Below are 23126 nucleotides of genomic sequence, written 5' to 3'. Positions count from 1 at the left end.
CTACTTGCAACTACCAATTCAATTATAACTGAGAGAGGTATTCTATAGCTTCTGTAATTATAAAAAATCCCAAAACGATAAATATAAAGTAAGCAAAAAAAGTTAGAGCTTTTAGTGTCGTTTTTGGGATTCTTTTTTTTGCTTCTGGATCACGAGTGATTATAAAAGCTCTGAATGCAGCATAAAGCGGAATACACATGAGAAGTACTGTTAAAAAGTCCATGTTGTTCTCCTAATTTTTTGAATTTAATTTTATCAGATCTAATAGAGGTTAACAATATGTTAAATGAAGTTGTAGACAATATGAGAGACGAAGTTTTAAATCGACACTTGTGATGATTAAACCAATTCAGGGGCAGATAGTGGCCCCCCATATTGTCGATAGCAACGTTAAGGCAAGAGTTTGCTACAACTGCAAGACAGACCTGCCGCCAGAAACGGCGCATTATGAAATTAATGATGAAGTATAGTTTTGCATGAGTAATAGGTTTAACTAATGCGACAATCCAAGCTCCGAAAAGGGAGTAAAGAGTAAAAATAGTCTAATGACTACAGTGTTTTTATAGTTTTTAATATATTTACAAGTTCATCGTACCTGTTGGCTTTCAAAAGTAAGAAAGTCTTTAATGTAAAGTTAATATATAAAGTTAAAAATATCAAAATTATTGCTAGAATAAGCAAAACCGAGAAAGGAGTCGAGCTAATTCCATTTCCAACATACTCACTCCATAAAGGGAAAAGTATCAGACCAATAAGAGGTATTGGCCACCAACGATTAATTTTAATAGCTGCGCTTTTACTTGTGTAATATTCGATCAGTAGGTCAATCTGAGCAGATTGAAATCCTAAATTGCGAACTTTTCTTTTTATTTTGTCACATCTAAAGGCAAACAAAAAATTTGTGTCATAGTTGAAAACAAATATTCGATTATTAATAATTGCTCTAAAACGGGGATATTTTTCAAAGACAAATTTATGAGAGCTTCGAACTGATCGATTTACAAGGAAAATAGTTAAACCACCAAATAATAAAACAAACATGAATGAAATTTTGCTGTCTGTAAAATAGGAACATATTGCTGTTACCAGAACTGAGATTACTGATGCTAAAAGAAAAATGAGAGATTCAGTTCTGATCATTACCCTTGAGATCGATAGATTTTTCTTGAAATAGTGTTCTAATACGTGTGCGTTTTTAATAAATTCAATAGCTGGATTTGAAGACAAACTGATCGCTCCCTGTGTTTATATTTTTTTATTCCTCCCTACAATATTACACAGTTTAAATGATGTCTAATTTTCCGACATATATTAACAATTAATATTAATAAGGGGTGTATTTATGACTTCAACCAACTCTATATTGTTGTTAAAAGAAGAAACGGAAGATAATATAAAAATTATTCAAATTAACTTTTTTGATGAGTTAGAACAAGAAGATATCCGTAAAACAAAATGGCTACTTGGTAAGTATACCGATATGGTAGACGTGATCAAGAACTATGAGTTTGCTCTTCAGCAGATTGAAAACGGAATGGCTGCATATGATCTACTTTCTGCGGAAGGCTCGGTTGCCAAGCGAGTTTCTGGACAAGAACTGACAGCAGATGTGACAGCTAACGCCGTTCTGCTCAAAGACCAGCGCCATGTGAATTACAAATTCTATCAATTTCTTACGAATAACATTAAGTTTGCAATAAACAATATGCGTGATAAGCACGAGGGATTGATAGCAAAGCTGTTATTTATGGATGGTATGAAATATCTCAAAGCTCAACAATATTTGGAAAAAGGTTATCGCAAGGACATTCCTCCTATCTCAGCGACTACATTTGCAGATAAACGACGTAGGGTTATTGTTAATATAGCAAACAGCCTAAAGACAAACCGTACATTGGATTTTGTCACCATCGACTATGGTCGGGGACGAAACAAGGAAGGTGAAATTGGACTGAGGATGCCAGAAGTAAATTAGACCGTAAGGGCTTAAGCCTTTGCGGTCTTAATTTTAGGTGTCTAAAGTTCTAGACTGAAAATAAAGTAATAGTCTTGACGATGCTTCATAAAGCTAACGGGCAGGTTAGTATAATGAGCGGTGATCCAGTCATTTACAAAAATCGGAACATATGTTCTAATAATAGTGACGTTAATTTTCTAACTATGGAGGTTTTTTAGCGTGACTCAAAACGGGATTGTATTGGTTGTGAGTGTTTCGATAATACATGAAGATAAGCTGCTTATGATCAAAGAAAACAAAGCATCTGTTAAGAATACATGGAACTTCCCGTCAGGGAGAATCGAATATGATGAAGATATTCTAGAGGCGGCACGTAGAGAAGCAAAAGAAGAAACCGGCTACGACGTTAAACTTACAGCCACTACAGGTATTTATAACTTCATTAGTAGTACAAATCACCAGGTTATTTTATTTCATTTTATTGGTGAAATCATCGGTGGTTCTCTTCAGTTAGATACAACGGAGATCATTGATTCGAAATGGATAGCACCTACGGATCTGTTGATTCCAGATTCACTTGAGCTACGCGATAAAGAAGTAATTAAACAGATTACAGAAAATTTGATCTCTCAAAAGCAATACTCATTAGCCTTATTCAACAAGTATCTGGAGAATATGGTTTAAGCTAACGGGGAACGTTAGTTCAATGGAACAGCGACAGTCTAGGACTTTTTTTCGTCCTTGGTTGTCGCTGTTTTCAATTTCTAGGCTCAGTCTACCACTTTATTTTCTGCTGATAGTAGGAACTAGCAAATCCGTAGTAGGTACGGAGTAGAAAGGATTTACACTTTATTCAGGAACAAATTAAAACTATTTTAGGAGGCAATAAACATGGCACATAGTTACGCTTACTTGGACAACACAAAAATTCTTCATCTCCATCCATCGGAAAGTGAAGCAGCTAAGCATGGCAAGTATGTGGGTACAAATCTGGATTACGACGAAAGCGTCTTCCCGATTATCGGCGGTAAAGGTGTAGTTTACTATGCAGACAAAGACACAGCTTATGTAAACGGCAATGAACATGACGGCAAACAAATTGCTGTACCAAGTGGCCTTAAAGCGCTAGCTGATCAACTTCTGTAATTTTTCCAAAACTAAAACTAAATCGGAGACAGGACTCAGAGGGTAATATAAACCCGGAGCAAGAAGGATGTCCATTGAAGGCCTATTCCAGGCATGGCGGATTAGCGGTAACCGCATTTTATAAATTACTGATCACTACAGTAGAGCAGCGTGAAATCGTTGCTCTTTTATTTGTTCGGGAAGCTTTTCCTCAACCTCATCAATCTATAATAACGAGGCAGATGGGAATCTATTTCCTTCTTTTTGCTAAGTTAAATCAGGACAATTTTCTAAATTTGTATGATTAGATGAAATGAATCAATGCAACAAAAATCCCCATCTTTTGGTTATAATGATATATATAATTATTCATTTGGAAGTGGAGGTATGGAACTGGAATAAAAGGATGATATATCAGTTAGCGTACATCGTGTCGGAGAAGAATTTATATGAAAGGGGTTTTCTTTAATGAAATTATATGGGGACACAAGCAACGGGTCCGAAGGTGAAGATGGGCCTAGAGCGCTGTTAAAACGAGTTTTGGAAGTCTACAAGATAACTACAGATACCCTAAGTAAAATTTCTGGAATTGAAGAAGACGTAATTTTGGGATATTTAAATGGCAAGAATGATTTTTCTGAATTAGGTAATTCGCATTCTAAACTGAATTTCGATAGTTTGCTTTTTATGCTCGCTAATGGAATCCAAATGATAGACGAAAGTGAGCGAGTAAAGGGCGTTATTGATATTTTGAATCAGCATTGGGGTATTTCATATGAAACCATAGCACTGTATGCCAAGTTAGACACGAATGATGTACAGCAATTTATGAAAGACCCAAAGTCGATCTCAATAGACAAAAAATATAGTTTAACTGTTACAAGTCTTTTCTTACACTATTTGTTTAAACCAACTCTATAATAGAAAAGAAGCTTATAGTCAATGACTGTAAGCTTCTTTATATAATTCAACTAATATTACCAATTATGTGTCCAAGTAATCCCATTTGGGTTAGTATTAATATAAGGGATTCCAAGTAAAGTGCCTGTACCGTCCAAAGAAGCGCGGTACGTATGATTCCTATAACCAGAATAAGCAACTTGACCTGCTAATCCAGATACAATTGCATTCCCATTACTTAATCCAGAAGTCAAATCTGTGATACTCATTATTCCAGTGAAATTATCTATTGGAACCGACGGAGTTATTCTGTAAAAGACATAATTGGCCCCAGCAGTTAAGGAAAGGATTCCCCCAGTGCCAGGGAAATCAACATTGGGATGAACCGTTCCTTCTTTAGGGATTAATGTAAGAGGTATTTCAACAGTTTCTCCTTTAGCCAATTCGATGTCGGAATCACCAACACTGATGGAGTATTTTGCATCTTGCTGGTTAGTAGGTGTTGCTTCTTCTGCAAATGCTGTTACGGACACGGATAACAAAAGGGCAAATGTGAGCAAAATAGAAACCAACTTTTTCATTCTTAAAAATCTCCTCTCACTTTTTTGATAGCCGGATAGTTTCCAGCTACCATTAAGAGGATTATACAACTATCAAAATTAAAAAACTCGGGAAATATGTAAAGAAATGTCGATATAAAAAATTATTTTTACGTGATTTCAATGATGCGATAAAGCTAGATTTAGCACCTAGCACCTTAATAGGTGCTTTTTTATTTGTTCAGGAAACTTTTCCTTAGCTTCAGATACATTATCAAAAGGGGTGAATAATAAGATATGGGACGAAAGAGAGATCCTAAACGGGACGAAGCATTTGATTTATACAAAGCCAGTTCCGGCAACATACGTCTCACAGATATAGCATCTCAGCTTAGTGTATCTGAAGGTACGGTAAGAGGATGGAAGGCTAAAGATAAGTGGGAGAGTTTGATTGGAGAAGCGAAACATACGGAACGTTCCGATGAAGATGAAACTGATAAAAAAAATGAACCTGCAAAGAAAGATGAAGATACAACATCATATCCAGACGATCTTTTTCTAAAAGCTGTCCAAATTGTAGCCGAGGCCAAACAAGCCTCGGTTTCTTTATTACAGAGAAGAATGAGGATAGGTTATAGCAGAGCGGCCCGACTGATTGATGAAATGGAGCGGCGCAAATTCATTGGTACATATCAAGGTGATAAGCCGAGGGAAGTATATGCTACTCTGCTTACTGTTGATGCACTATCAAAAGAGCTGGGGGAAACTCCAAAAATACGGAGCGCTCCGAAAAAAGTACCGGAACGCTCCGGTAATATGGAACGTTCCAAAAAAGTACAGAGTGCTCCAACGGTTGTTGAAGAACCTGAACCGGAAATTCCCGATGAGGATGGATTAACGCCTAAGCAAAGGATATTCACTTATGAATACCTTCGAGACTTCAACGCTACCAGGTCAGCGATTGCGGCGGGATACAGTAAGAAAACTGCCTATCAGATTGGTTTCGCTCTGTTGAAGAAAGTTGAAATCCAAAACATTATTCGGCAGCACAAGGAAACAATGATCGACGAGGTGGGTTTAAATGCTCAGCGAGTTCTAATGGAGTACATGAAGATTGCTTTCGCAGACATTACGGATTACGTAGAATTCGGTCAAAAGGAAGAAGATGTTCTTGGCTTAGAAGGAGATCCTGTGTTTGATCCTGACACTGGAGAAACGAAGAAGTACAGATACAATTATGTCTCTTTTAAAAACAGCGATGAAATTGATGGAACTCTGGTTTCAGAAGTCAAGCAGGGTAAGGATGGAGTGAGCGTAAAGCTACACGACAAAACCAAGGCATTGGACGTGCTAACTAAATACATGGATCTGCTTCCAGACAAACATAAACGGATGGTTGAAGACGAGAAACTTAAGATGCAACGTGAGAAACTTGAGCTTGAAAGGGCAAAGGTCACTGGAGAAGGAAATTCAGAAGACGATTTAATTGACGATTGGGTAGAGGCGGTGGTTGGCGATGAAGACGAAGGACTCACCGGAGACGAAACGGAGACTTCAAGCATTCAAGAAAAGGATTCCTGAGTATCGCAAGAATCCCACATTGTTCTGTCAAGAGATGCTTAAGTTCTATCCTGATGATTGGCAGGCAAGCACTCTAATGGATTTAGCTAATAATCCTCGTGTTTCAGTACGTTCAGGTCAAGGCGTAGGAAAAACAGGATTAGAAGCGGCAACAGCTCTATGGTTCTTGTCGTGTTTCCCATATCCAAAGGTAATTTGTACAGCTCCTACAAGGCAGCAACTACATGACGTGTTATGGGCTGAGATAAATAAATGGCAATCTAAAAGTCCGGTGCTGAAACGAATCCTTAAGTGGACTAAGACCAAAATATACATGAAAAATTATGAGGAACGATGGTTCGCTACAGCTCGGACAGCAACCAAGCCTGAAAATATGCAAGGCTTTCATGAGGACTACATGCTATTTGTTGTGGATGAGGCATCGGGTGTTGCTGATCCAATCATGGAAGCCATTTTAGGTACGTTGTCGGGTGAGTTCAATAAAATACTGATGTGTGGAAACCCGACAAAAACGTCGGGTGTTTTTTATGATTCGCACAATAAGGATAGATCTGATTATAAAACACGTAAGGTATCCTGTTTGGACAGTCCGAGAACGAGTAAAGAAAACATCGCTATGCTTAAACGGAAATATGGAGAGGGAAGCGATGTATGGCGCGTTCGTGTAGAAGGCGAGTTTCCCCGTGGTGAATCTGATACATTCATCTCTCTGGAAGCTGCGGAATTTGCCAAAGATGAAGTTAAAATTGAACCTTCTGGAACAAAGCTATTTGTAGGTGTTGACGTTGCACGTTTTGGAGACGATGAGACAACCATGTACGCACGTATGGGAGGCAAGGTGGTAAAGACTCATTTCCACCACAAGCAGGACACTATGACAACCACAGGCTGGGTATTACGCCTGGTTGATGATGTAAAGGCAGAGCGTACAGAAATGGACGAAGTAGAAATAAGAATTGATGATAGTGGAATAGGTGGAGCTGTAACAGATAGATTGAATGAGATTAATGAGGAGAAAAGTCTAGGCTACACCATCATTCCAGTTAACAATGGATCAGCAGCGGAAGACGGTCATTATGGGAATCTAGGGGCTGAACAGTGGGGACATGTCAAAGAAATGCTTGAGGCTAATATGAGCAACTATGTGCTTGGCAAGCCGGGTGAACTGCAATTGCCAGATGACGAGAAACTTATAACGCAGCTCACTTCCCGAAAATGGCGGATGGGTAGCAACGGAAAGATATTTTTAGAACGAAAAGAGGATATGAAAAAGCGCGGCCTACCCTCACCGGATAGGGCCGACGCATTTGTATTATCTTTTGCAAATATTAAATTCAAAAATGTATTTTCATTTGGTTGACAAGCGTAAGAAAGGCTAATCAAGTAAACTAAAATCAAGCCCAATAATCAATTCTTCCAAAGAAATATTGCAATTATTACATGTATCATTTAAATCATCCCAAAATTCCCATTCCTTTTTGATGAGTTTGAATGTAATGTAATAATTGCTGTATTCGTCACTTTCTGGTTCGTCAATAATCTTATATCTAATAAGTAAATCGATATCTTCTTTCATCTTGCTGAGGCTTATACCAGTAACCTTGGATATTTCGTGTAAATAAACCTTTTGTTCTCTGCATCGCTCTATCATTACCACCAGCAATTCCCTTGTTTCTTGGGGTAATTTATTAAGACTATTATTCAAGGTTTCGTTCAAATCATCTACAAGTGCTTTTTGTTCTTCAACACTGAGGTTCCAGCCCCAAGCATTTACTAGCTTTGTGCAAGAATTAGCGTATGTAAATTTGTTTGATTTGGTCTTGTCAGTAACTGAATTTAATATATTATTAACAGCAGACAAGTACTTTTCCTCATGATTCTTTTTAATATTTTTTAATTTTTTCACAGTATAGTTAGAAACATCATTCGTGACTATGTGATGTTCGTAGCACATTAACATAAGATTGCTAAACTCTCTTCTATCTTCATTTGTTTGCTTTGGATTAAATCTTTCTCCTCCAGGCATAGCAGCTTCAATGTGACATACTTGACCAATGAAATTTCCATTACCATCAATCATTCTCGCATTACACTTTGGAAAAGCGCACTCATTACCAGATAGAAGATACAACTTCCTAATTGTTTCGGGCGTTGGAGTAAGTCTTTTTATGTTTTTATTTTGCATTATCATCACCTCATGTATATATTTTCAGTACTTTATATTATATATTATTTTGATTGAAATCCGTAGTGATAACGAATCAACTCAATGATATTATTTAGACATAGAAATATGAACGAATACGGAGGCAGGAAAAATTTCCTGACCTCCTTTTTTGTTGCGTCAGAAGGGAGGTACAGATTTGGGTGTACGACAGTGGATAATTAACTGGCTAGCGGCGGGAAGGCCGAAGAATGAACCTGAACGACAGACGGAAAGTTACCCATTCCCGTTTGGTATCATGATGAGTAAGGGAAGTAACCAGCCAGCTCCAAAGCGAACGCCGACAAACTTACGAACGTTATCAGAATCCCCGATTCCGCGTAGAGCAATTAACGTCATCAAGAACGGAATCACAAAACTGAACTGGTCCGTATCTGCTATTGACGAAAATGATACTGAGAAGTACCGGGAAATATGTAAGATTATCGAACGATCATTACTGAAGCCGAATCCTGGTGACTCGTTCCGTTCATGGATTGAGCAAATTGTTGAAGATATGCTTGTATGTAGCGCGGGTTCATCGGAAGTATTAAAAGCTGGTGACCCTCTCAGGCCATTTAGGATGTACCCTGTAGATTCTTTCTCTGTTGACTTGTATCCCGATTGGGATGGAAAAGAGAATTCTTATCGCTATGCACAACGAGTTCACGGGCAATATGTTCATTTAAAGTCTTCTGACCTAATGTATATACGAATGAATCCGAGAACTAACACACCATTCGGACTTTCACCGCTAGAAACGGTTTGGGAATCAGTTGAAAGCTTTATATCAGCGCATCGATCTGCTGGGAAACAGGCTTCAAATACTGTGATTAGGAAGCTGATTAATCTTGGTAAGAGTGCTGATAGCAAGGCGGTGGCTGCTTTTCGAGCGTATTGGGAGAACGAAGTGTTGGGACGGGGAATGAACCCAATTATCGGAGGAGAGAACCCAAGTGTGCTTGATTTGGGAGCTACGGACGATAAGGCGCTGTTTCTTGATTGGCAACGGTTCTTGATCGAGATCGTGGCTATCGCTTTTGATATCTCACCAAAAAAGCTGGGCCAAACGAAAGATGTGAACCGAAGCACCGCAGACAGTGAAGACGATGACACGAATGAATCTATCCAGTCTATTGCTGAAAACATTGTGGAGCATATCAACAATCACATTATTGACGGGATCTTCAAGATGGGTGGGGTAATTGAGTTTAAGTTCCACTATGCTACTTCGTTGAAGGACCAGAAATTAAAAGCCGATATTGATGCAATTTACCTTGACAGAAGAACTGTAACACCAGATGAAGTACGTGATGGTCTGGCGCGTAAAGCATTGCCTAATAAACATGGCGAAGTATTATTACAACCAGGTAATACCGCAGCTATCGATTTAAATAAAACTCAGGAAGAATTACAAGGAGAGAAAGACAAACTGTTAAGCAATCTTCCTGAAGATGATCCGCTGAATGATAAGGACAAAACAGAAAAGGATGAATCTGACACCGCTGAAGAGTAGGTGTTTTTATTTTGCCCTGAGAGGCGGTGAGGACGTGTTTACAAGGTTTGTTTGCAGTGTTGTGAGACTGACATATCCCAGGTCATTGCCAACACCGAGAAACCGAGCAGAGCGCAGACAACAGAAATATCACGGAGGGAGGTGAGAATCTAAATGCTTAAAACGTTGAAAATGAGCAACCAGCGGATGCGCGTTCAGGACTTCAAGTTATCCGAAGAAGGAGGACATCCAAACAAGGTTCCTTTCAAATGTGCTCTTTTCGCAGTTGATCAACCAAGTGATGGCTCACCTCATGGTGCTGGCGGGAAACGTATTCGTATTTCATCAAATGTTTGCGACCAATATCTTCAAACCTTCGTGGGTATGGCCTTGAATATTGACTATGCCAACGGTATGGCGGACCATGACCCGCGCTTTAAAGTCGCTGTAATTGATAAGGCTTACCGTTCACTTGATGGGTATGCATGGATTGACGGATACATTTACGCAAAAGATTTTCCTGATGTGGTTGCGACTATTCGTTACTACAACGGTTTAGCGGCTGAGTATAACTGGAGCGAGTATCAGTTTGGTGCATCACTCGAAATGGAAGCTTCTGTACAGGATGCAACGGATTTAGAAAATGTATTAGACGTGATTGAGTTTTGTGGTACAGGAGCAGCTATTCTGTTCGCTGATGCCGCTGCCTATAAAACAACGAGTTTTGCTGCTCGTAATACGAAACATAACAAGGAGGATGTCAATATGACACCGGAACAAATCAAAGCGATGGAAGACTCCATGAAGGCGCTGCAAGATGGTATGTCCGCTATCACTGCGAGTGTACAAAGCGTGGTCACAGAGATGGGAGCAATTAAAACAGATATCACCACTATGAAAGCTGCAAGTGAAGAAGCCGAACATAAAACTGCTGAAGAACAAGCTGCTGCTTTTCTAAAGGCAGCTCAAGATAAAGCGGATGCTTTAGAAAAAGAATTGAAAGAGTTAAAAGCAGCGGGTGCGCCTCCAGCAGAGCCGGAACGCAAAACATTCAGCGCATCCGCTCTATTGTCCAAGTATGGCAGTAATGCCAATCTTGCAGCTGGAGCGGAAGTGAATGATTACAAAACCTTCTGTGCTTCCGTCGATGCTCTTAATCTTCCAACTTCCGAATCTTTCAAACTTAAAATGCAGGCAAAAGCACAATTTGCTGACAAGGAGAGTGTGTAATATATGAATAACCGTGTAGGAACAGCTGAATTCGTCACAATGGCAGCAGCAACGCAATTTCAAGGACCGGGGGCAATCATTACAGACGATTTCCAAAAAGAAATTACAGATGTATTGCGCCGAACATCTATATTGGATGGACGACTAAATTACGTACCTGCTACAGGAGATATTTCAACTTACTATGAACAAAACACTGTTAAAGGCGGTGAATTCGTCGATCCACGTAATCCATCGGCTGCTTCCACTAGCAATCAGCGCACACCTCATGGGGTGAAGATTAAGGCCCTGACCAACCAAGTTAATTTTGGACATTACGATATCACTTTAGGACAACAACAAAACAACTTTCCTGAGCTTAAGGCGAAGGATTTGAATGATATGCTTAATGGCATTGGTCTTGCCCACGGTAAAGCTCTTTGGAGAGGTACAGACACAGGATTGACAGTCCCTACAACTCTTCAATATGTGGGCCTTGCCAATCAAATCACAAACACTTTCACTGTTGGACCAACTGCATCTATTGTATCGGGTATTCGGGCGAAAGTTGCTGCAATGGTAGCAAGTGAGTTGTACGAGCTTATGCCAACCGCTATCTATATTCATCCTATTGCGCATCACTACTTAGAAGAAGAAGAGAGAACCGCAGCCAACAATCAAACGCAAGTCAGCAACATCAAGAAGACAACTGTCGCAGGTTTGGAAGTACTGGCTATTATGACTGCTGCTGGACTCTTGCCGATTATTCCAGAACCGTTTATTACATCGTCTGTAAATGCGACGACAGCATCGAATACTGACTATGGTATTGCGATTATAACCGAACCGATGATTGAATATCACTACGTTGGAGAAAAGGGGATCTACTTGTTCCAATTGGGTACAACATCAAGCCTGCAAGAACAGTATGTGGGCATTAAATACGGTGCTCCAGTAGCTAAAGGACCAAGTTACGCTCATGCTTACGGGACAATTGAGCGTCCAACGATTACGGCGGTAGGCTAATAAATTTTAAGACTAAGGGGGCGGTTAATGTGACCGTCTCTCTTAATGTTGAGAGGAGATGATTCAGTTGGCAAAATCGAATCTGGATAAGCTGAAAGATGCGATTGCTGAAAGCGCAGCATTGTTAGCGCAGGCTGAGATTGGTGAAAATGGAGGGCAATATCCTCAACAATCGGCAGATGCATTCAAGGAGGCCGTTACAGCGGCAGAGACATTGGTTGGCGCTGAAGGAGCAGAACCAAGCCAGTTCGATGCTCAAACAACGGTGTTGAATGATGCGCGCAGTTCTTTTCTGGCTGCTAGGATTCCAGCAGTCCGAAAAGTTACGCTTCGCGGTACACCAAGCCAGCGCAAGGGTCCTCACACGATTCATTTAAAAAATGGGGTCGTTAACTTCGTGGATGGCGAAGCACAGTTACCGGATGAACTGGCAGACGAGCTTGCCGATGCTGGATATGTAGAATGAGTCAGTATCTTGAGTTAACGGACTCTGACTTCGTTCCGGTAGGGATAAAATTAACTACTCCACTTATTCTCAGAGCATCAGCCGTAATTGATGGACGGTGCAAACGTGAGATCGGAGTTACAACGTATACCGAGCGTATACCGCTTACCGATCAGCAGAGAGGGCATTTGTCTTATTACCCAGTTGTAGAGGTGAAGGAGGTAAAGGGCAGGCCGAAGCAGGGATTGATGGGTAATTTCTTTGGTCCGCCGGGATTCGAAACAATCACTGACACCAGCACCATTGATATCGACAAGGATATTGGCACAGTCTGGTGTGGCTTCTCTCCTTTTGGTTCAGCTTACTCAGAATTGGAAGTGACGTATACCAGCGGCTGGGAAACGACACCTGATAAGGTCAAGGTGGCATGTGGACTAATCATCGGACAACTTGCTGCTAATCCAAATTCAAATGTGAAATCCAAAAAGGATTTCGATTATAGCATTGAATACTTTGGAAACAGCATGATTACTCCAGAGATAGCCGATCTTCTGTCTGAGTTTGAACATAGGTCATTTAGGTAGGTGATGCAAGTTGTTCTATGAGTTCTCACACCGCCATACGCCGTGTGTGGTGGATGGAAACGAAGATGTAGTGATTCTATCAAGGGAAACCAAAGCGACGACTGTAATGGGCAAAGAATACGTCTATAACGGTGTATTCTCGCCCGAATCACTCATTAATCGTGGTTCTTTGGTGCAGACTGAGGACACATTCTTGGTTCTTACCTTAAGAAAAACAGTAGATCAGGACAACTACTGTTCATTTGTTAAAACAAATGCTGTGGTAGAGGTGCAAAGATACCAGCAAGCTTATGACGTAAACGATAATCCGGTGGGCGATGCTGAATTTACATCGGTCGCTGCTGATGTTGTTTGCTTTGCACAGTATGTTACAGCGCAACTTCGGCAGCAGGAACCGGGATTACTATCGAGTACCGTATTTGTTTTGCAGATGCAAACGACTGTTGATGTAAAGAAACCAGAGGAGACAACTACTGCTATTCCTGACCGAATCGTTATGGGCGGGAAGACATACCAGGTAGATGAAGTTGATAGGATGAAGTATCCTAATCTACTGCATGTCCAGCTTTCAGAGGACCGCCGATGATTACAGGGTATGATTCAGTGAAAGCGGCGAAGGATCTGGAGAATAAGCTCGCTGTTGAAATTACTGGGTTAACGAAACTGGTCATGCTGACAGCCAAAAGCGGCATACGGTACTACCCAGCAGTTCGGGACCATTTGGAGATGCACATGTTCGTGCTTGCTAATCAAATGATTTCAGGCGACATTACAGCGGATTACTGGCAGGCGTGGCTTGAACAATTCGGTAAAGGTTCTAAGATGGCAGACAGCAGCCAAAATCCCGGTTTAATAACCTACATGAATAGTGAAGCATGGAACCGACTGAGGTCCAAAGGTGATCGTATCATTGTAGGTCGTTCCCGCGGAAAGTACCGAGCGATTGATGGTACCATGAAGGAATCAGGTGGAGGATATGCTGGAGTAGATTTGGAGGAGCTTGCGGAGCGCGGTGATATTGATCCTTCATTTAAGGCCACACCACCAACTTACTTCCTGCGTATTGCAATTCAGTCTAACCGGAAACGTATTTTGGATGGCATTAGCCGTGTAATAACTGAGTTTCCGTATCACAGATACTTCAAGGAGGTACGGGAGTGAGCCTACAACTTATTGATGCTGTTCAAAATGCTTTGAAAGAAGATTCGGAATTTATGAGCATGCTGAAGCTTACTCCTTCATCATCCTCTGCTGATGTCGTAAAGCGATTTACGAAAGGCATGGAGCCTGAGATAACGGTTTCTAAGGATACAGTTCCACATATCTGCCAATATGTCATGCCGGGACGATATGCCACTAATCCACTGGTGTTCGAAGGCAAGTTCTGTATCGACTTTTACGGTAAGACAGCATATGAAGCAAAGCTTCTATTTGAAAGAGCATTCAAAACCTTGCACGAAAAAAGGTTGTTTGCACAGGGATTTATGTCCTATCTTTGTGTACTGTCCTATGACTCAGATTTTGCTACTGGCATCCAAGGGGTTAAGGGGTATAAAGCAATTTTCGATGTTGATTACTTGAGAATGAATTGAGGTGGGCAGAATGGCAGAAGCAGCTGTATGGAAATCAACCGGGAGATCCGGTGATCACAATGGTGTTAACCACGTTGAATATGAGCTGCTGGATTCAGCACAAAAGCGAGTTTCTTTGGCTAAAACCAGCGTATCCAGTATTGAAAAAGATGGAGTTAAAATTGAACCGGATGATCAGGAAACTCTATGGTTTAGTGAAGCAAATGCAACCAAGAAGTACAAATTTAATGTTGTTACTCTTGCTGGTACAACTTATGAAGCCGAATTGAATTGGACTCAACCTAATCCTCCTAAACCAGAACCTACCGAGTGGGAAACGCTGATTGCTGAAAAAATCGCGCTTGCTAAAGGATTGGGTATCATGGGAATCTGGAATCCAAAACAGGGTTACAAGCTAACCAAAGAGTACAGTCGCATTGCAGAAATTGATAAGCGTCTATGGGAACTGGTCAAATAAGATGACCAGTTTTTTTATGTTCACATATAAGGAGGATGAAACTATATGCAACCTTTAGTATTTGATGGTGTGGGGTCAGCGCAGGTTTATGAAGAAGGCGGAAGGCTAAAGTTTCTTGATGATAAAATCACAAAAGTAACTTTGCAATTGCAGTTTGATTGGGACAAAGTAATGGGCGGCGATAGTGGATATGCATTCCACTATACTGCTAAGGATTTAGGGGATAAGGCCTCGATGGAAGTTCCTCGTTACTCTGATATTTTGGCTGAGTTGTCTCAAGGGGCTGAATCAGAAAAAGGCACAGTTCAATTTGATGAGGTAGAGCAAGGATTTTTGACCGCTACTGATGGCTATAAATTAAAGGCTCCAACGAAGTTTAACGGAACCTTTGTAGATAAGAGTGACCGTGTTTACTTAAAAGACACTGACACAGGAGAACTTACTGAACTGACTCGTGTTGCGTCTACTCCAACAGCAGAACAGTACGTAATTACAGCTGATGGGAAAATTACATCTGATGTTGCAAACGAAGGGAAGTTAATCACTGTTACGTTCAAATGGTCAAAAGAGAATGCCACAAGAAGCAGTTTAAGTGGTAAACGCCGTCCGAAACCATTTAAACTGGTGCATCGTTTTTCATTAACCGATGATCGGAACGGTAAAGAAGTCCCCTGCCAGCTCACTATTTGGAAGGCTCTCGGGGGTGGGACATTGGACGTGTCCCAAGAACGAAAAAAGCCAACCACTAATACATTGGCGCTGGAGATTATGGAACCGGATATCACGCCGGAAAACCCTAACGGATATGCAGTGGAAATCATTTTCGGTATCTAATTAATCACTAACCCAACCCCCTACCAGAGCGATAGGGGGTTACATACATTGAGGAGGAAATTTAATGAGTACAGACAAACAGTTGGATAAAACTCTTAATATAGGTTCAGAAATTCGGTTGGCAGAGGGCATCAAAAAGCATGTGAAGATCGGGACTATTGCATTGATCCGTCAGGTTCGTGAAGAAATGGATGGTGTAGTACACAAGTTTTCCTTTTCGATAGGCCGGAAAAAATGGGAGGCTACCGAAGACCGGGAAGCAGTTGACTGGCCTAAAGTGGAGGAAATGTACAAAAAGGTGTTTAATCTCGTGCTGGTTGAGGAAATAACGGAAAAAGAGTACGAACTGATTGACCAGGACGGTATTGCAGTACTGGATGATTTGTTAGACCGATTTCTATTCTGAGTCGTTTCCTCCAGATGAAGAGTCAGATGAGGAAGATGAACAGGAGGAGTCTAACCCTGTCGAGGATGAGCATGAAACGGACTGGTTAGAACTTTGGGCTTTATGTGTGAGCAATGGTATTTCTGATTCGGAGTGGCCTAATATGACTATTCCAAAAATTAGAGCGCTCATGAAGGCTAAGAACAGAAACCGGGAATTTGAAATCATTCTTCACGGTGGCAATGTTGAAAACAAAAAGCCAAAGAAGGTTAAGACATTATCTGATCTTGGTTTCTTCGCCAAGTAAATTAAGAGGCATCCGCAATCATGCAGGATGCCTCTTTTTCTGTATTCAGGGCAGGAAAAGTTTCCTGAACCCTATGAGAGGTGAGCGAATTGGCGGACTTAAGTAAAGATGTAGTAGGTGCGCGGATAAACTTGGATACAACCAAGATACTACCCGCTTTCAAGGTGATCGACAACGGAGCAAGGGCGAATGCTGAATCTTTTAAGGTTTTAAATTCGGAACTCGGACTAAGTGAGAAGAATTTCAAATCTCTTGCCAGTAGCGCAGACAAGTTTGCTCTTTCAGCAGATGACAGACGGAAGAAGATCCTTGCTGAATCCGAAGCTCTTGTTAAGCAACGCACTGCACAGGCAGAATTAAATGCTGCACGAAAGAACCAACTAGACCAAGCTAACAAAATTACAGATGAGAAGCTAAGGGCACAACAGGCCATTGTAAAAAAGCGTGAGGATGCAATTGAACAGCAGGAACGTGAACACCTGAAGCGTATGGAGGCTTTGCAGAATAAAGCTTCATTGACGGGTCAGAGATCGGCAAAGGTCTCAGGGGCTGGGACTGACGACAGGACACGTGAACGTGTCTTAATGGAAGAACAGTCCATACGGATGAAGATATCTCAACTGGCAGAGAAAGAAGCACAGCAGGCACGTAAGAACGCACAAGACTACGAAAAGTTTTGGGTGAATGCATTACGTGCCAGGGAGCAAAAAGAGGCACAAGTCCGTGAGAAAGTACTTCAGGAAGAACAGAAGATCCGGCGCTCTTTAAGCCAAACCGAAGCGCAAATGAAGCAGACTTTTAATACAACTCCTAACTGGATTAGCCGAGTAGGTGATATGGCTACCCATGCCCTTGTATTTAATACAGCATATGCAGCTCTGCATAAAACACAGGAAGTCCTTAAAGAGGGATTAGTCGATATTGAATCCAATATGGCAGGGTATATCCAAACAAACGAGCATTACTTTTTAGAGTATAACGAAGGCACGAAAGAAATGGTCATGAACACTGAAAAGTTACATGACCAGACGACCAAATTCATTCGCACGGCCCATGACCTGGGAAGTGAGATTATGGACGTCACCGAGTCTGCTCGTTTATGGGGACGGATGTATAAGGATGCAGGTGTTGTTCAGGAGATGGTACGTAAGTCAACGATGCTCAGTACCGTTGACCTTGTATCCTTGGAAGATGCGACAAAATCAATGGAGTCTACATTTGCTCAGTATGGCGTGCAAATCAAGAACAGTAATGACGCTATGGTGCTGGGTGGGCGCGTTCTGGATTCTTGGTCCAAGGTTGCCCATGATACGATGGCACCAGCTAAAGACTTGGGAGCAGCCTTCGAGCGTACAGGTAAGATTGCTGCTGAAACAGGCGTAAGTTTCGACTTCATGAACGGTCTTATTTCAGCCGGTGTACGTAACACAGCGCTCTCTGGTGAAAATCTCGGTAACATGTGGAAAACAGTATTGGGTACAATTCGTACCGACAAAGCTGTGGGAGAAATTGAACGCTTGGGCGTTGCAACCAAGGAAGTTGTTAATGGATCAGAGCAATGGAGAAAAGCAGAAGATATCTTGTTGGATCTTTCTACTAAAGTAATCGACAAAAACTATGACCTTACAAAGTCATATGCAGATATCTCTCGGGGCGTGTATCAGTATGCAAAATTGGCAGCTTCCCTTAATGCCGGGGATATTTTACTTGGTACAGCAGCCTCTATAGGCTCAACCGGATCGACAATGGAATACCTGAAAGTTCAAATGGATACTATTCAGCGTAAAGCAGCACAAACCAAGGCATCTTTGCTTGAGATATTTAACAATGCGGGCGACGACGGGCTAAGAAGAATGATCAAGAACGTCTTGGACGCGATTGACCAACTGCTTATTGGCCTTACCAAAGTACCATCTGGTGTGTTTGAGGGTACAGCAGCTATTGGGGGTTTACTTCTAGCTTATAAAGCCCTCAGCGGGCCAATTATGAATGTAGTAGCTGCTGTGAAAGTACTTACAACAGCTAAGGTTGCAGAAACGGTGGCTGTTGCTGCAAACACTACAGCCAATGAAGTGAATATTGTTTCTTCTCAAGGAGCAACATTGTCTACCATCCAACGTAGCGCAGCAACTCAGGCATCTACTGCTGCAACAGCAGAGGCAACAATTGCAACTACAGCTATGACTAGGGCGCAAGCGTTATCCACTGTAACGATGGCTGCTGCTACAGCAGGTTTGACTTTGCTGGCTGGGGCAATTGCTCTTGTCATTTGGGAAAGTGGAAAAGAAGAAAAAGCAGCGCGTGAAAGAGCACAAAACTTGAAAGATGCTGATTCGGCTGCTCAACAAATGATAAGTCAGTATCAACGACAAATCGACTTACTTCCCAAACTCGTTAATGCTCATAAATCGCTTTCTGATTCACTTAAAATTAGCGGTACCTCTATTGAAAGACAAACTCAAATAAAGAAACAACTGGAAGAGGTCACAAAAGCATTAATTATAACAGTAGGTAAGGATGGGGCTAAACAGCTTGAATCCGCCAACTTTAGTGAAAAGGCTGTACGAATACAGGTTGATGCTTTGAACACACTGATAGCAAAGCAAAATGAAGCACGAAAGAATATGCTTACTGATCAACAAAGCGAGATTAACAATCAGCTGAAAAAGAATACCGAAGAGCTAGAGCAAACAAAAGAGAAACTCCTTAAAGTTAAAGACAGCTTAGCTTCACAAATGGGAGAGTTCTTTAAAAACGTTTTTACCGGAAAGAGTTTGGACGAAGCTTCTAACTCCGTTCAGCTTCTCCAAGACGAAGTAAATGGCTTAGAGAAGGAGAACCATAAACTTTCCGCCTCTGCCGCTGAAGTCGCAGTGCAGCTTGGCCAAGTTGCAGTTGATGCGGTTGATCAATTCGCAGGTAAGTCGGGTACAGCAGCTGAAAGTGCCAAAGCTCAAGCGGAAGCATTAGCAGATTTAAGGGAGCAAATTCAAGGAAATGGCACTGCTGTATCTGAGATGAATAATCTCTTGAGCGACCTTTCAAAAGGACAGTCTCTCAACGCCGCTGCTGCCACGGACCTAATACTAAAATATCCTCAACTGGCAGCAGAAATATATAAGACAAGTGATGGATGGAAATTTGAAAAAGACGCTGTGGAAGTTCTCCGAAAAGCAAAAATTCAGAAAGCAATCGACGATTTGAAATCCGAGAAAGCTTCAGCATTCAACACAAAAGTGTCTACTGATGAACGTTTAAAAGCTTATAGCATTGAAGCAGAAGCTATTAGAAATTTAGCTCAATTAAAAGCTGCTCTCAATGGTGTAATGGCTCAGAGTTCCTTGGAGGTTGCGAAAAGACAAACTGAACTTAATAGCATGACTGGCATTAGATCAGTTTTAAACGCTCCTTTTAAGAATCAACTTGATGTTGATAAGAAAAAACTGGATAACAAAAAAAAGCTTGATGAAATATACACTGAATATGAAAATCAAGCAAAATCCTTTGATACTCGGATTAACGCTTTATCGAAGCTATACAAAGACCCTAAATTTGGAGTTAGCGGTTCATCAAGCAAAGAGAAAAAAGGAAGAAAAGGAAAAAGTGATGCAGAAAAATCGGCTAAAAAAGCTGCTAAAGAAGCTGCGGATGCTCGTAAGGATTCCTACAGCGATGATATGGACAACTTCAAATACATCGCAGAACGTAATGAATGGTCTATAGACCAGCAAATAGCTGGGTACAAACGACTGGCTCAACGACATAAGCAGTACCTTTTGGAAGATAAGGATGCAATGAAGCAATGGAGCCGCGATGTTCAGAAACTGAATGATTCAAGATTTCAGGAAGACGTGGAGAATCTTGAGCGAAGAACCGAGCGTATGCGGCAGGCCAACAAACAAGAAATTGAGATGGTAAAAACCAGCTTGGATTTTTACAAGAAGGAACAATCTAAATCTTACTTGCTACCAGCAAATAGGCGTGAAATCCAAAAGCAAATTTATGATCTGTCCGTGAAGTATAACGAGCTTCGATACCAAAACTCGGAAAAATGGATTGATAAAGAAACTTCCAAAATGGAAATGGCGGGGCAAACCCAAATTGCTATCCTCAAAATGGAATATGACGCTTATATGCGTATGAGTAAGGCAAAGGATCGTACTGCTGAACAAAGTTTTGAGTTGCAGCAGAAGATTTATGAGAAACGTAAAGCTCTGGAAGATGAGTTCCTGTCCGACTTCCAAAAACGAATCAATTACCAAAAGAGTATGGAAGCCGTATCTGTTTCCGATCAGCTCAATTTATGGACAAAAATGCAGGCTCTTTATAAAGAAGGAACAGAACAGCGAATGGAGATTGATGTACAGGTCCATGACCTTAAAAAGCAGCTCCTCGAAGATCAGAAGAAGGTTACTGCCGAAGCTGCTAAGAAGGAAAAGGAAGCACTCGAAAAGACTCGGGATGAGGAAGTAAAGCGTATTGAGGCGGAACGTGATGCTTTTATTGAGGCTCAGGACGCTAAAATTAAGGCCATAGACGACTTGTTAGCCAAGATGCAGACAGCTAATGAAGACGAGGACTATGATCGTGCTATGGCGGAGAAGCAAGTGCGTCTTTCCCTGTTACAATCTGCTGTCGGTCCTGAAGGTATTGCCGAACGTAAGCAGACTGAAAAAGACATTGAGGATATGCAACGGGAACATAACCGGACGCTGGCGAAGCGCGGCTTGGAGGATCAAAAGAAAAAGCTTCAAGATGAGAAGACTGAGCGAGAAAAGGATTACAATGACCAGATTGAAGCTGCCAAGCAGCATTATGATCGGCTTGCTGAGAAGTACGATGAATATTCAGACGGCGTTGAATCTAAAGCTGAAGATTTGAAAAATACTCAAATCTCAAAAGAAACCGAGAAGAACGCGGAAATTTTGCGTCAGTTGGATCAGTTTATTGCTGACTATCAGGCTAAAATGGCTGAAATCAATGCCACCTCATTGTCTGCATCCTTTGATACAGGTTCCTCAATCTCTGAAAAAGACAGTGACCTGGCACGATATAATTCCAATATTGATAAATGGTATTCAGCAGGTGCTGCTGAGAAGACCAAACTGCACGAGGAAAATGCCGCTCTGCGGAATAAGTATGGCATTAAGAAGGATACAGGGAAACTTCAAAAATTCCATTCTGGCGGGATCGTTCAAGGCCAGAAGGGAGCAGAGGTACCCGTCATTGCCCGTGAAGGGGAAATGTATTTGAATGGTCAACAACAGAGCAACTTGTGGAAAATTATCAATTTTAAGATGCCGAAACTTAATTTCTCTATGCCTGATTTTTCAATGCCAATGGCTTCGGGCAGTTCAAATCCGCAGCAAATCAGCAACCAGTTCGTAATAAAATCAGGTGATACTTATATTGAAGACGAATCCGCAGCAAAGGTGTTTTGGAGCGAAAGGGACAACTTTGTACGGAGGTTGCAAACGAGGGGAGGCAAGTCTTAGTGATAGACGCTACGGTGGATGGGAAATCCTTTAAATCCATTGGATTAGGGCTTAAAACTCACAATATACCTGTGTTACCACCAACAAAAGACCATAGCCTTGAGATAGCTGAGAGGGATGGAGAGTTGGATTTTGGCAGCACGTATGGAGCGCGGTTAATCAATCTCGAATGCGTCCTAATGGCTGATGATACTACCCTTGATTACCATAGGAGAGTCGCCCAAGTGGCGGCTCTTTTTAATGCCAAAAAAGGGGATATTGTATTTACGTTTTCAGACTTACCAGGAAGGCGATATATCGGGCGCTATGCTGGAACATTAGATATCGAAAAAATACTTTGGGATGGAGAACTGACTATCCCGATTAAGATGGGTGAGCATCCGTTTCCAGAAAGCGATGAGAATATCAAAGAAGTTATCATTACTCAATCGCCACAAACAGTGTCGGTCATTTCTACAGGAGATGAAAGAGCCAGTCCTATTATCGTCCTGACTAACATCGGTAATAACGACATACGGAATTTCCGTATCGCAAATGAGTATCAAGTAGAATAGGAGGTCTTTATATTGGCAGACATATTACTAAGTAAGTCGAACTGGTGGAAAACAGCCTGTATTAATGCGGCTTTGCGTGGAGTTAACTTTGCTTCTCCTCAAACGCTTTACATTGCCCTATACACCAGTAATCCAACAGATGCGGATACAGGGCAGGAAGTAAGCGGTGGAGGCTATACGCGCCGTGCTGTGGCGTTCTCAGAACCAGTTATAGCAGATCGTAGAGCTGTTACTTCCAGCGTGGGGGATGTCTCTTTTCCTATCGCTGGAGCAGATTGGGGATTGATAACACACATAGGCATTCGGACAGCAGCAACCGGGGGCAATCTTGTCTATCACGGTGCAGTCAAAACACCACGCACGGTCCAGACGAATGACACACTTCGGTTTCTGGCCGGGCAAATAAAAGTAGACGAAGGGTAGGTGTGAAACGTGGAA

The 23126-nt window shown here is 41.5% G+C and carries 25 protein-coding genes; 21 read left to right on the top strand and 4 right to left on the bottom strand.

The annotated features are described in order from the left end of the window. Positions 1 to 22 precede the first annotated feature (22 nt). Entirely contained in the window at positions 23 to 223 is a 201-nt protein-coding gene (locus PPM_RS14495; protein WP_043921423.1) for a hypothetical protein, read from the bottom strand. 326 nt (positions 224 to 549) lie between these two features. Continuing rightward, the gene (locus tag PPM_RS14490; protein ID WP_014599940.1) at positions 550 to 1227 is read right to left on the bottom strand and encodes a hypothetical protein; all 678 of its coding nucleotides are present in this window, start codon (positions 1225 to 1227) and stop codon (positions 550 to 552) included. Positions 1228 to 1342: 115 nt separating this feature from the next. Between PPM_RS14490 and PPM_RS14485 the strand changes: the two genes are divergently transcribed. From PPM_RS14485 to PPM_RS14465, 4 genes are all read left to right on the top strand, one after another. Further along, on the top strand, positions 1343 to 1975 hold the full coding sequence (locus tag PPM_RS14485; RefSeq protein WP_014599939.1) for a hypothetical protein: 633 nt from the start codon (positions 1343 to 1345) through the stop codon (positions 1973 to 1975). A 201-nt stretch (positions 1976 to 2176) separates the two neighbouring features. After that, positions 2177 to 2641, top strand: a complete 465-nt coding sequence (locus PPM_RS14480; RefSeq protein ID WP_014599938.1) for an NUDIX hydrolase — start codon at positions 2177 to 2179, stop codon at positions 2639 to 2641. A gap of 207 nt (positions 2642 to 2848) precedes the next feature. Further along, positions 2849 to 3103, top strand: a complete 255-nt coding sequence (locus tag PPM_RS14475) for a hypothetical protein (RefSeq protein ID WP_014599937.1) — start codon at positions 2849 to 2851, stop codon at positions 3101 to 3103. A gap of 447 nt (positions 3104 to 3550) precedes the next feature. Then, positions 3551 to 4003 (top strand): HTH domain-containing protein, encoded by a 453-nt coding sequence (locus PPM_RS14465; protein ID WP_014599935.1) that lies wholly within the window; start codon positions 3551 to 3553, stop codon positions 4001 to 4003. A 56-nt stretch (positions 4004 to 4059) separates the two neighbouring features. Here the strand turns inward: PPM_RS14465 and PPM_RS14460 are convergent, their stop codons facing one another. After that, the gene (locus PPM_RS14460) at positions 4060 to 4563 is read right to left on the bottom strand and encodes a hypothetical protein (protein WP_014599934.1); all 504 of its coding nucleotides are present in this window, start codon (positions 4561 to 4563) and stop codon (positions 4060 to 4062) included. A 255-nt stretch (positions 4564 to 4818) separates the two neighbouring features. On the opposite strand from PPM_RS14460, the gene PPM_RS14455 reads away from it, so the two are divergent. Together PPM_RS14455 and PPM_RS14450 are read left to right on the top strand one after the other, a co-directional pair. Then, positions 4819 to 6102, top strand: a complete 1284-nt coding sequence (locus PPM_RS14455) for a terminase small subunit (RefSeq protein WP_014599933.1) — start codon at positions 4819 to 4821, stop codon at positions 6100 to 6102. Beyond that, the gene (locus PPM_RS14450; protein ID WP_014599932.1) at positions 6038 to 7462 is read left to right on the top strand and encodes a DEAD/DEAH box helicase family protein; all 1425 of its coding nucleotides are present in this window, start codon (positions 6038 to 6040) and stop codon (positions 7460 to 7462) included. The genes PPM_RS14455 and PPM_RS14450 overlap by 65 nt, the downstream gene beginning before the upstream one ends. A gap of 15 nt (positions 7463 to 7477) precedes the next feature. Here the strand turns inward: PPM_RS14450 and PPM_RS28015 are convergent, their stop codons facing one another. Continuing rightward, positions 7478 to 8287, bottom strand: coding sequence for a hypothetical protein (locus PPM_RS28015; RefSeq protein WP_014599931.1), 810 nt, complete (start codon positions 8285 to 8287; stop codon positions 7478 to 7480). 178 nt (positions 8288 to 8465) lie between these two features. Between PPM_RS28015 and PPM_RS14440 the strand changes: the two genes are divergently transcribed. From PPM_RS14440 to PPM_RS14375, 15 genes are all read left to right on the top strand, one after another. Further along, the gene (locus PPM_RS14440) at positions 8466 to 9821 is read left to right on the top strand and encodes a phage portal protein (protein WP_014599930.1); all 1356 of its coding nucleotides are present in this window, start codon (positions 8466 to 8468) and stop codon (positions 9819 to 9821) included. Between the two features lie 153 nt (positions 9822 to 9974). Next, positions 9975 to 11030 carry a hypothetical protein gene (locus tag PPM_RS14435; RefSeq protein WP_014599929.1) on the top strand — a complete coding sequence of 352 codons (1056 nt, stop codon included), beginning with the start codon at positions 9975 to 9977 and terminating at the stop codon, positions 11028 to 11030. Between the two features lie 3 nt (positions 11031 to 11033). Further along, positions 11034 to 12035 (top strand): hypothetical protein, encoded by a 1002-nt coding sequence (locus PPM_RS14430; RefSeq protein ID WP_014599928.1) that lies wholly within the window; start codon positions 11034 to 11036, stop codon positions 12033 to 12035. Between the two features lie 67 nt (positions 12036 to 12102). Next, positions 12103 to 12501 (top strand): hypothetical protein, encoded by a 399-nt coding sequence (locus PPM_RS14425; protein ID WP_014599927.1) that lies wholly within the window; start codon positions 12103 to 12105, stop codon positions 12499 to 12501. Next, positions 12498 to 13064, top strand: coding sequence for a hypothetical protein (locus PPM_RS14420; protein WP_014599926.1), 567 nt, complete (start codon positions 12498 to 12500; stop codon positions 13062 to 13064). The genes PPM_RS14425 and PPM_RS14420 overlap by 4 nt, the downstream gene beginning before the upstream one ends. A 10-nt stretch (positions 13065 to 13074) precedes the next feature. Beyond that, the gene (locus tag PPM_RS14415) at positions 13075 to 13650 is read left to right on the top strand and encodes a hypothetical protein (RefSeq protein WP_014599925.1); all 576 of its coding nucleotides are present in this window, start codon (positions 13075 to 13077) and stop codon (positions 13648 to 13650) included. Then, positions 13647 to 14225: a hypothetical protein gene (locus PPM_RS14410; RefSeq protein ID WP_014599924.1), complete on the top strand. Its 579-nt coding sequence runs from the start codon at positions 13647 to 13649 to the stop codon at positions 14223 to 14225. Before PPM_RS14415 ends, PPM_RS14410 begins: the two co-directional genes overlap by 4 nt. Next, the gene (locus PPM_RS14405; protein ID WP_014599923.1) at positions 14222 to 14656 is read left to right on the top strand and encodes a hypothetical protein; all 435 of its coding nucleotides are present in this window, start codon (positions 14222 to 14224) and stop codon (positions 14654 to 14656) included. The genes PPM_RS14410 and PPM_RS14405 overlap by 4 nt, the downstream gene beginning before the upstream one ends. A gap of 10 nt (positions 14657 to 14666) precedes the next feature. Beyond that, positions 14667 to 15113: a hypothetical protein gene (locus PPM_RS14400; protein ID WP_014599922.1), complete on the top strand. Its 447-nt coding sequence runs from the start codon at positions 14667 to 14669 to the stop codon at positions 15111 to 15113. A 45-nt stretch (positions 15114 to 15158) separates the two neighbouring features. Beyond that, positions 15159 to 15947, top strand: coding sequence for a hypothetical protein (locus tag PPM_RS14395; RefSeq protein ID WP_014599921.1), 789 nt, complete (start codon positions 15159 to 15161; stop codon positions 15945 to 15947). A gap of 64 nt (positions 15948 to 16011) precedes the next feature. Then, a complete protein-coding gene (locus PPM_RS14390; protein WP_014599920.1) occupies positions 16012 to 16353 on the top strand; it encodes a hypothetical protein in 342 nt (113 codons plus the stop codon). Positions 16354 to 16495: 142 nt separating this feature from the next. Then, complete coding sequence (locus PPM_RS29660; RefSeq protein WP_167518779.1) at positions 16496 to 16639, top strand: hypothetical protein; 144 nt, start codon at positions 16496 to 16498, stop codon at positions 16637 to 16639. Positions 16640 to 16728: 89 nt separating this feature from the next. Next, complete coding sequence (locus PPM_RS14385) at positions 16729 to 22134, top strand: SPBc2 prophage-derived transglycosylase (RefSeq protein WP_014599918.1); 5406 nt, start codon at positions 16729 to 16731, stop codon at positions 22132 to 22134. Beyond that, positions 22134 to 22688 carry a phage tail domain-containing protein gene (locus PPM_RS14380; RefSeq protein WP_014599917.1) on the top strand — a complete coding sequence of 185 codons (555 nt, stop codon included), beginning with the start codon at positions 22134 to 22136 and terminating at the stop codon, positions 22686 to 22688. The genes PPM_RS14385 and PPM_RS14380 overlap by 1 nt, the downstream gene beginning before the upstream one ends. A gap of 12 nt (positions 22689 to 22700) precedes the next feature. Further along, the gene (locus PPM_RS14375) at positions 22701 to 23111 is read left to right on the top strand and encodes a phage tail fiber protein (RefSeq protein WP_014599916.1); all 411 of its coding nucleotides are present in this window, start codon (positions 22701 to 22703) and stop codon (positions 23109 to 23111) included. The last annotated feature ends 15 nt before the right edge of the window (positions 23112 to 23126 follow it).

The sequence above is a fragment of the Paenibacillus polymyxa M1 genome, from assembly GCF_000237325.1.
Lineage (GTDB): Bacteria > Bacillota > Bacilli > Paenibacillales > Paenibacillaceae > Paenibacillus > Paenibacillus polymyxa_C.
The sequence above is the reverse complement of the archived record's forward strand: the minus strand, read 5'-3'. Positions and strand labels throughout refer to the sequence as shown.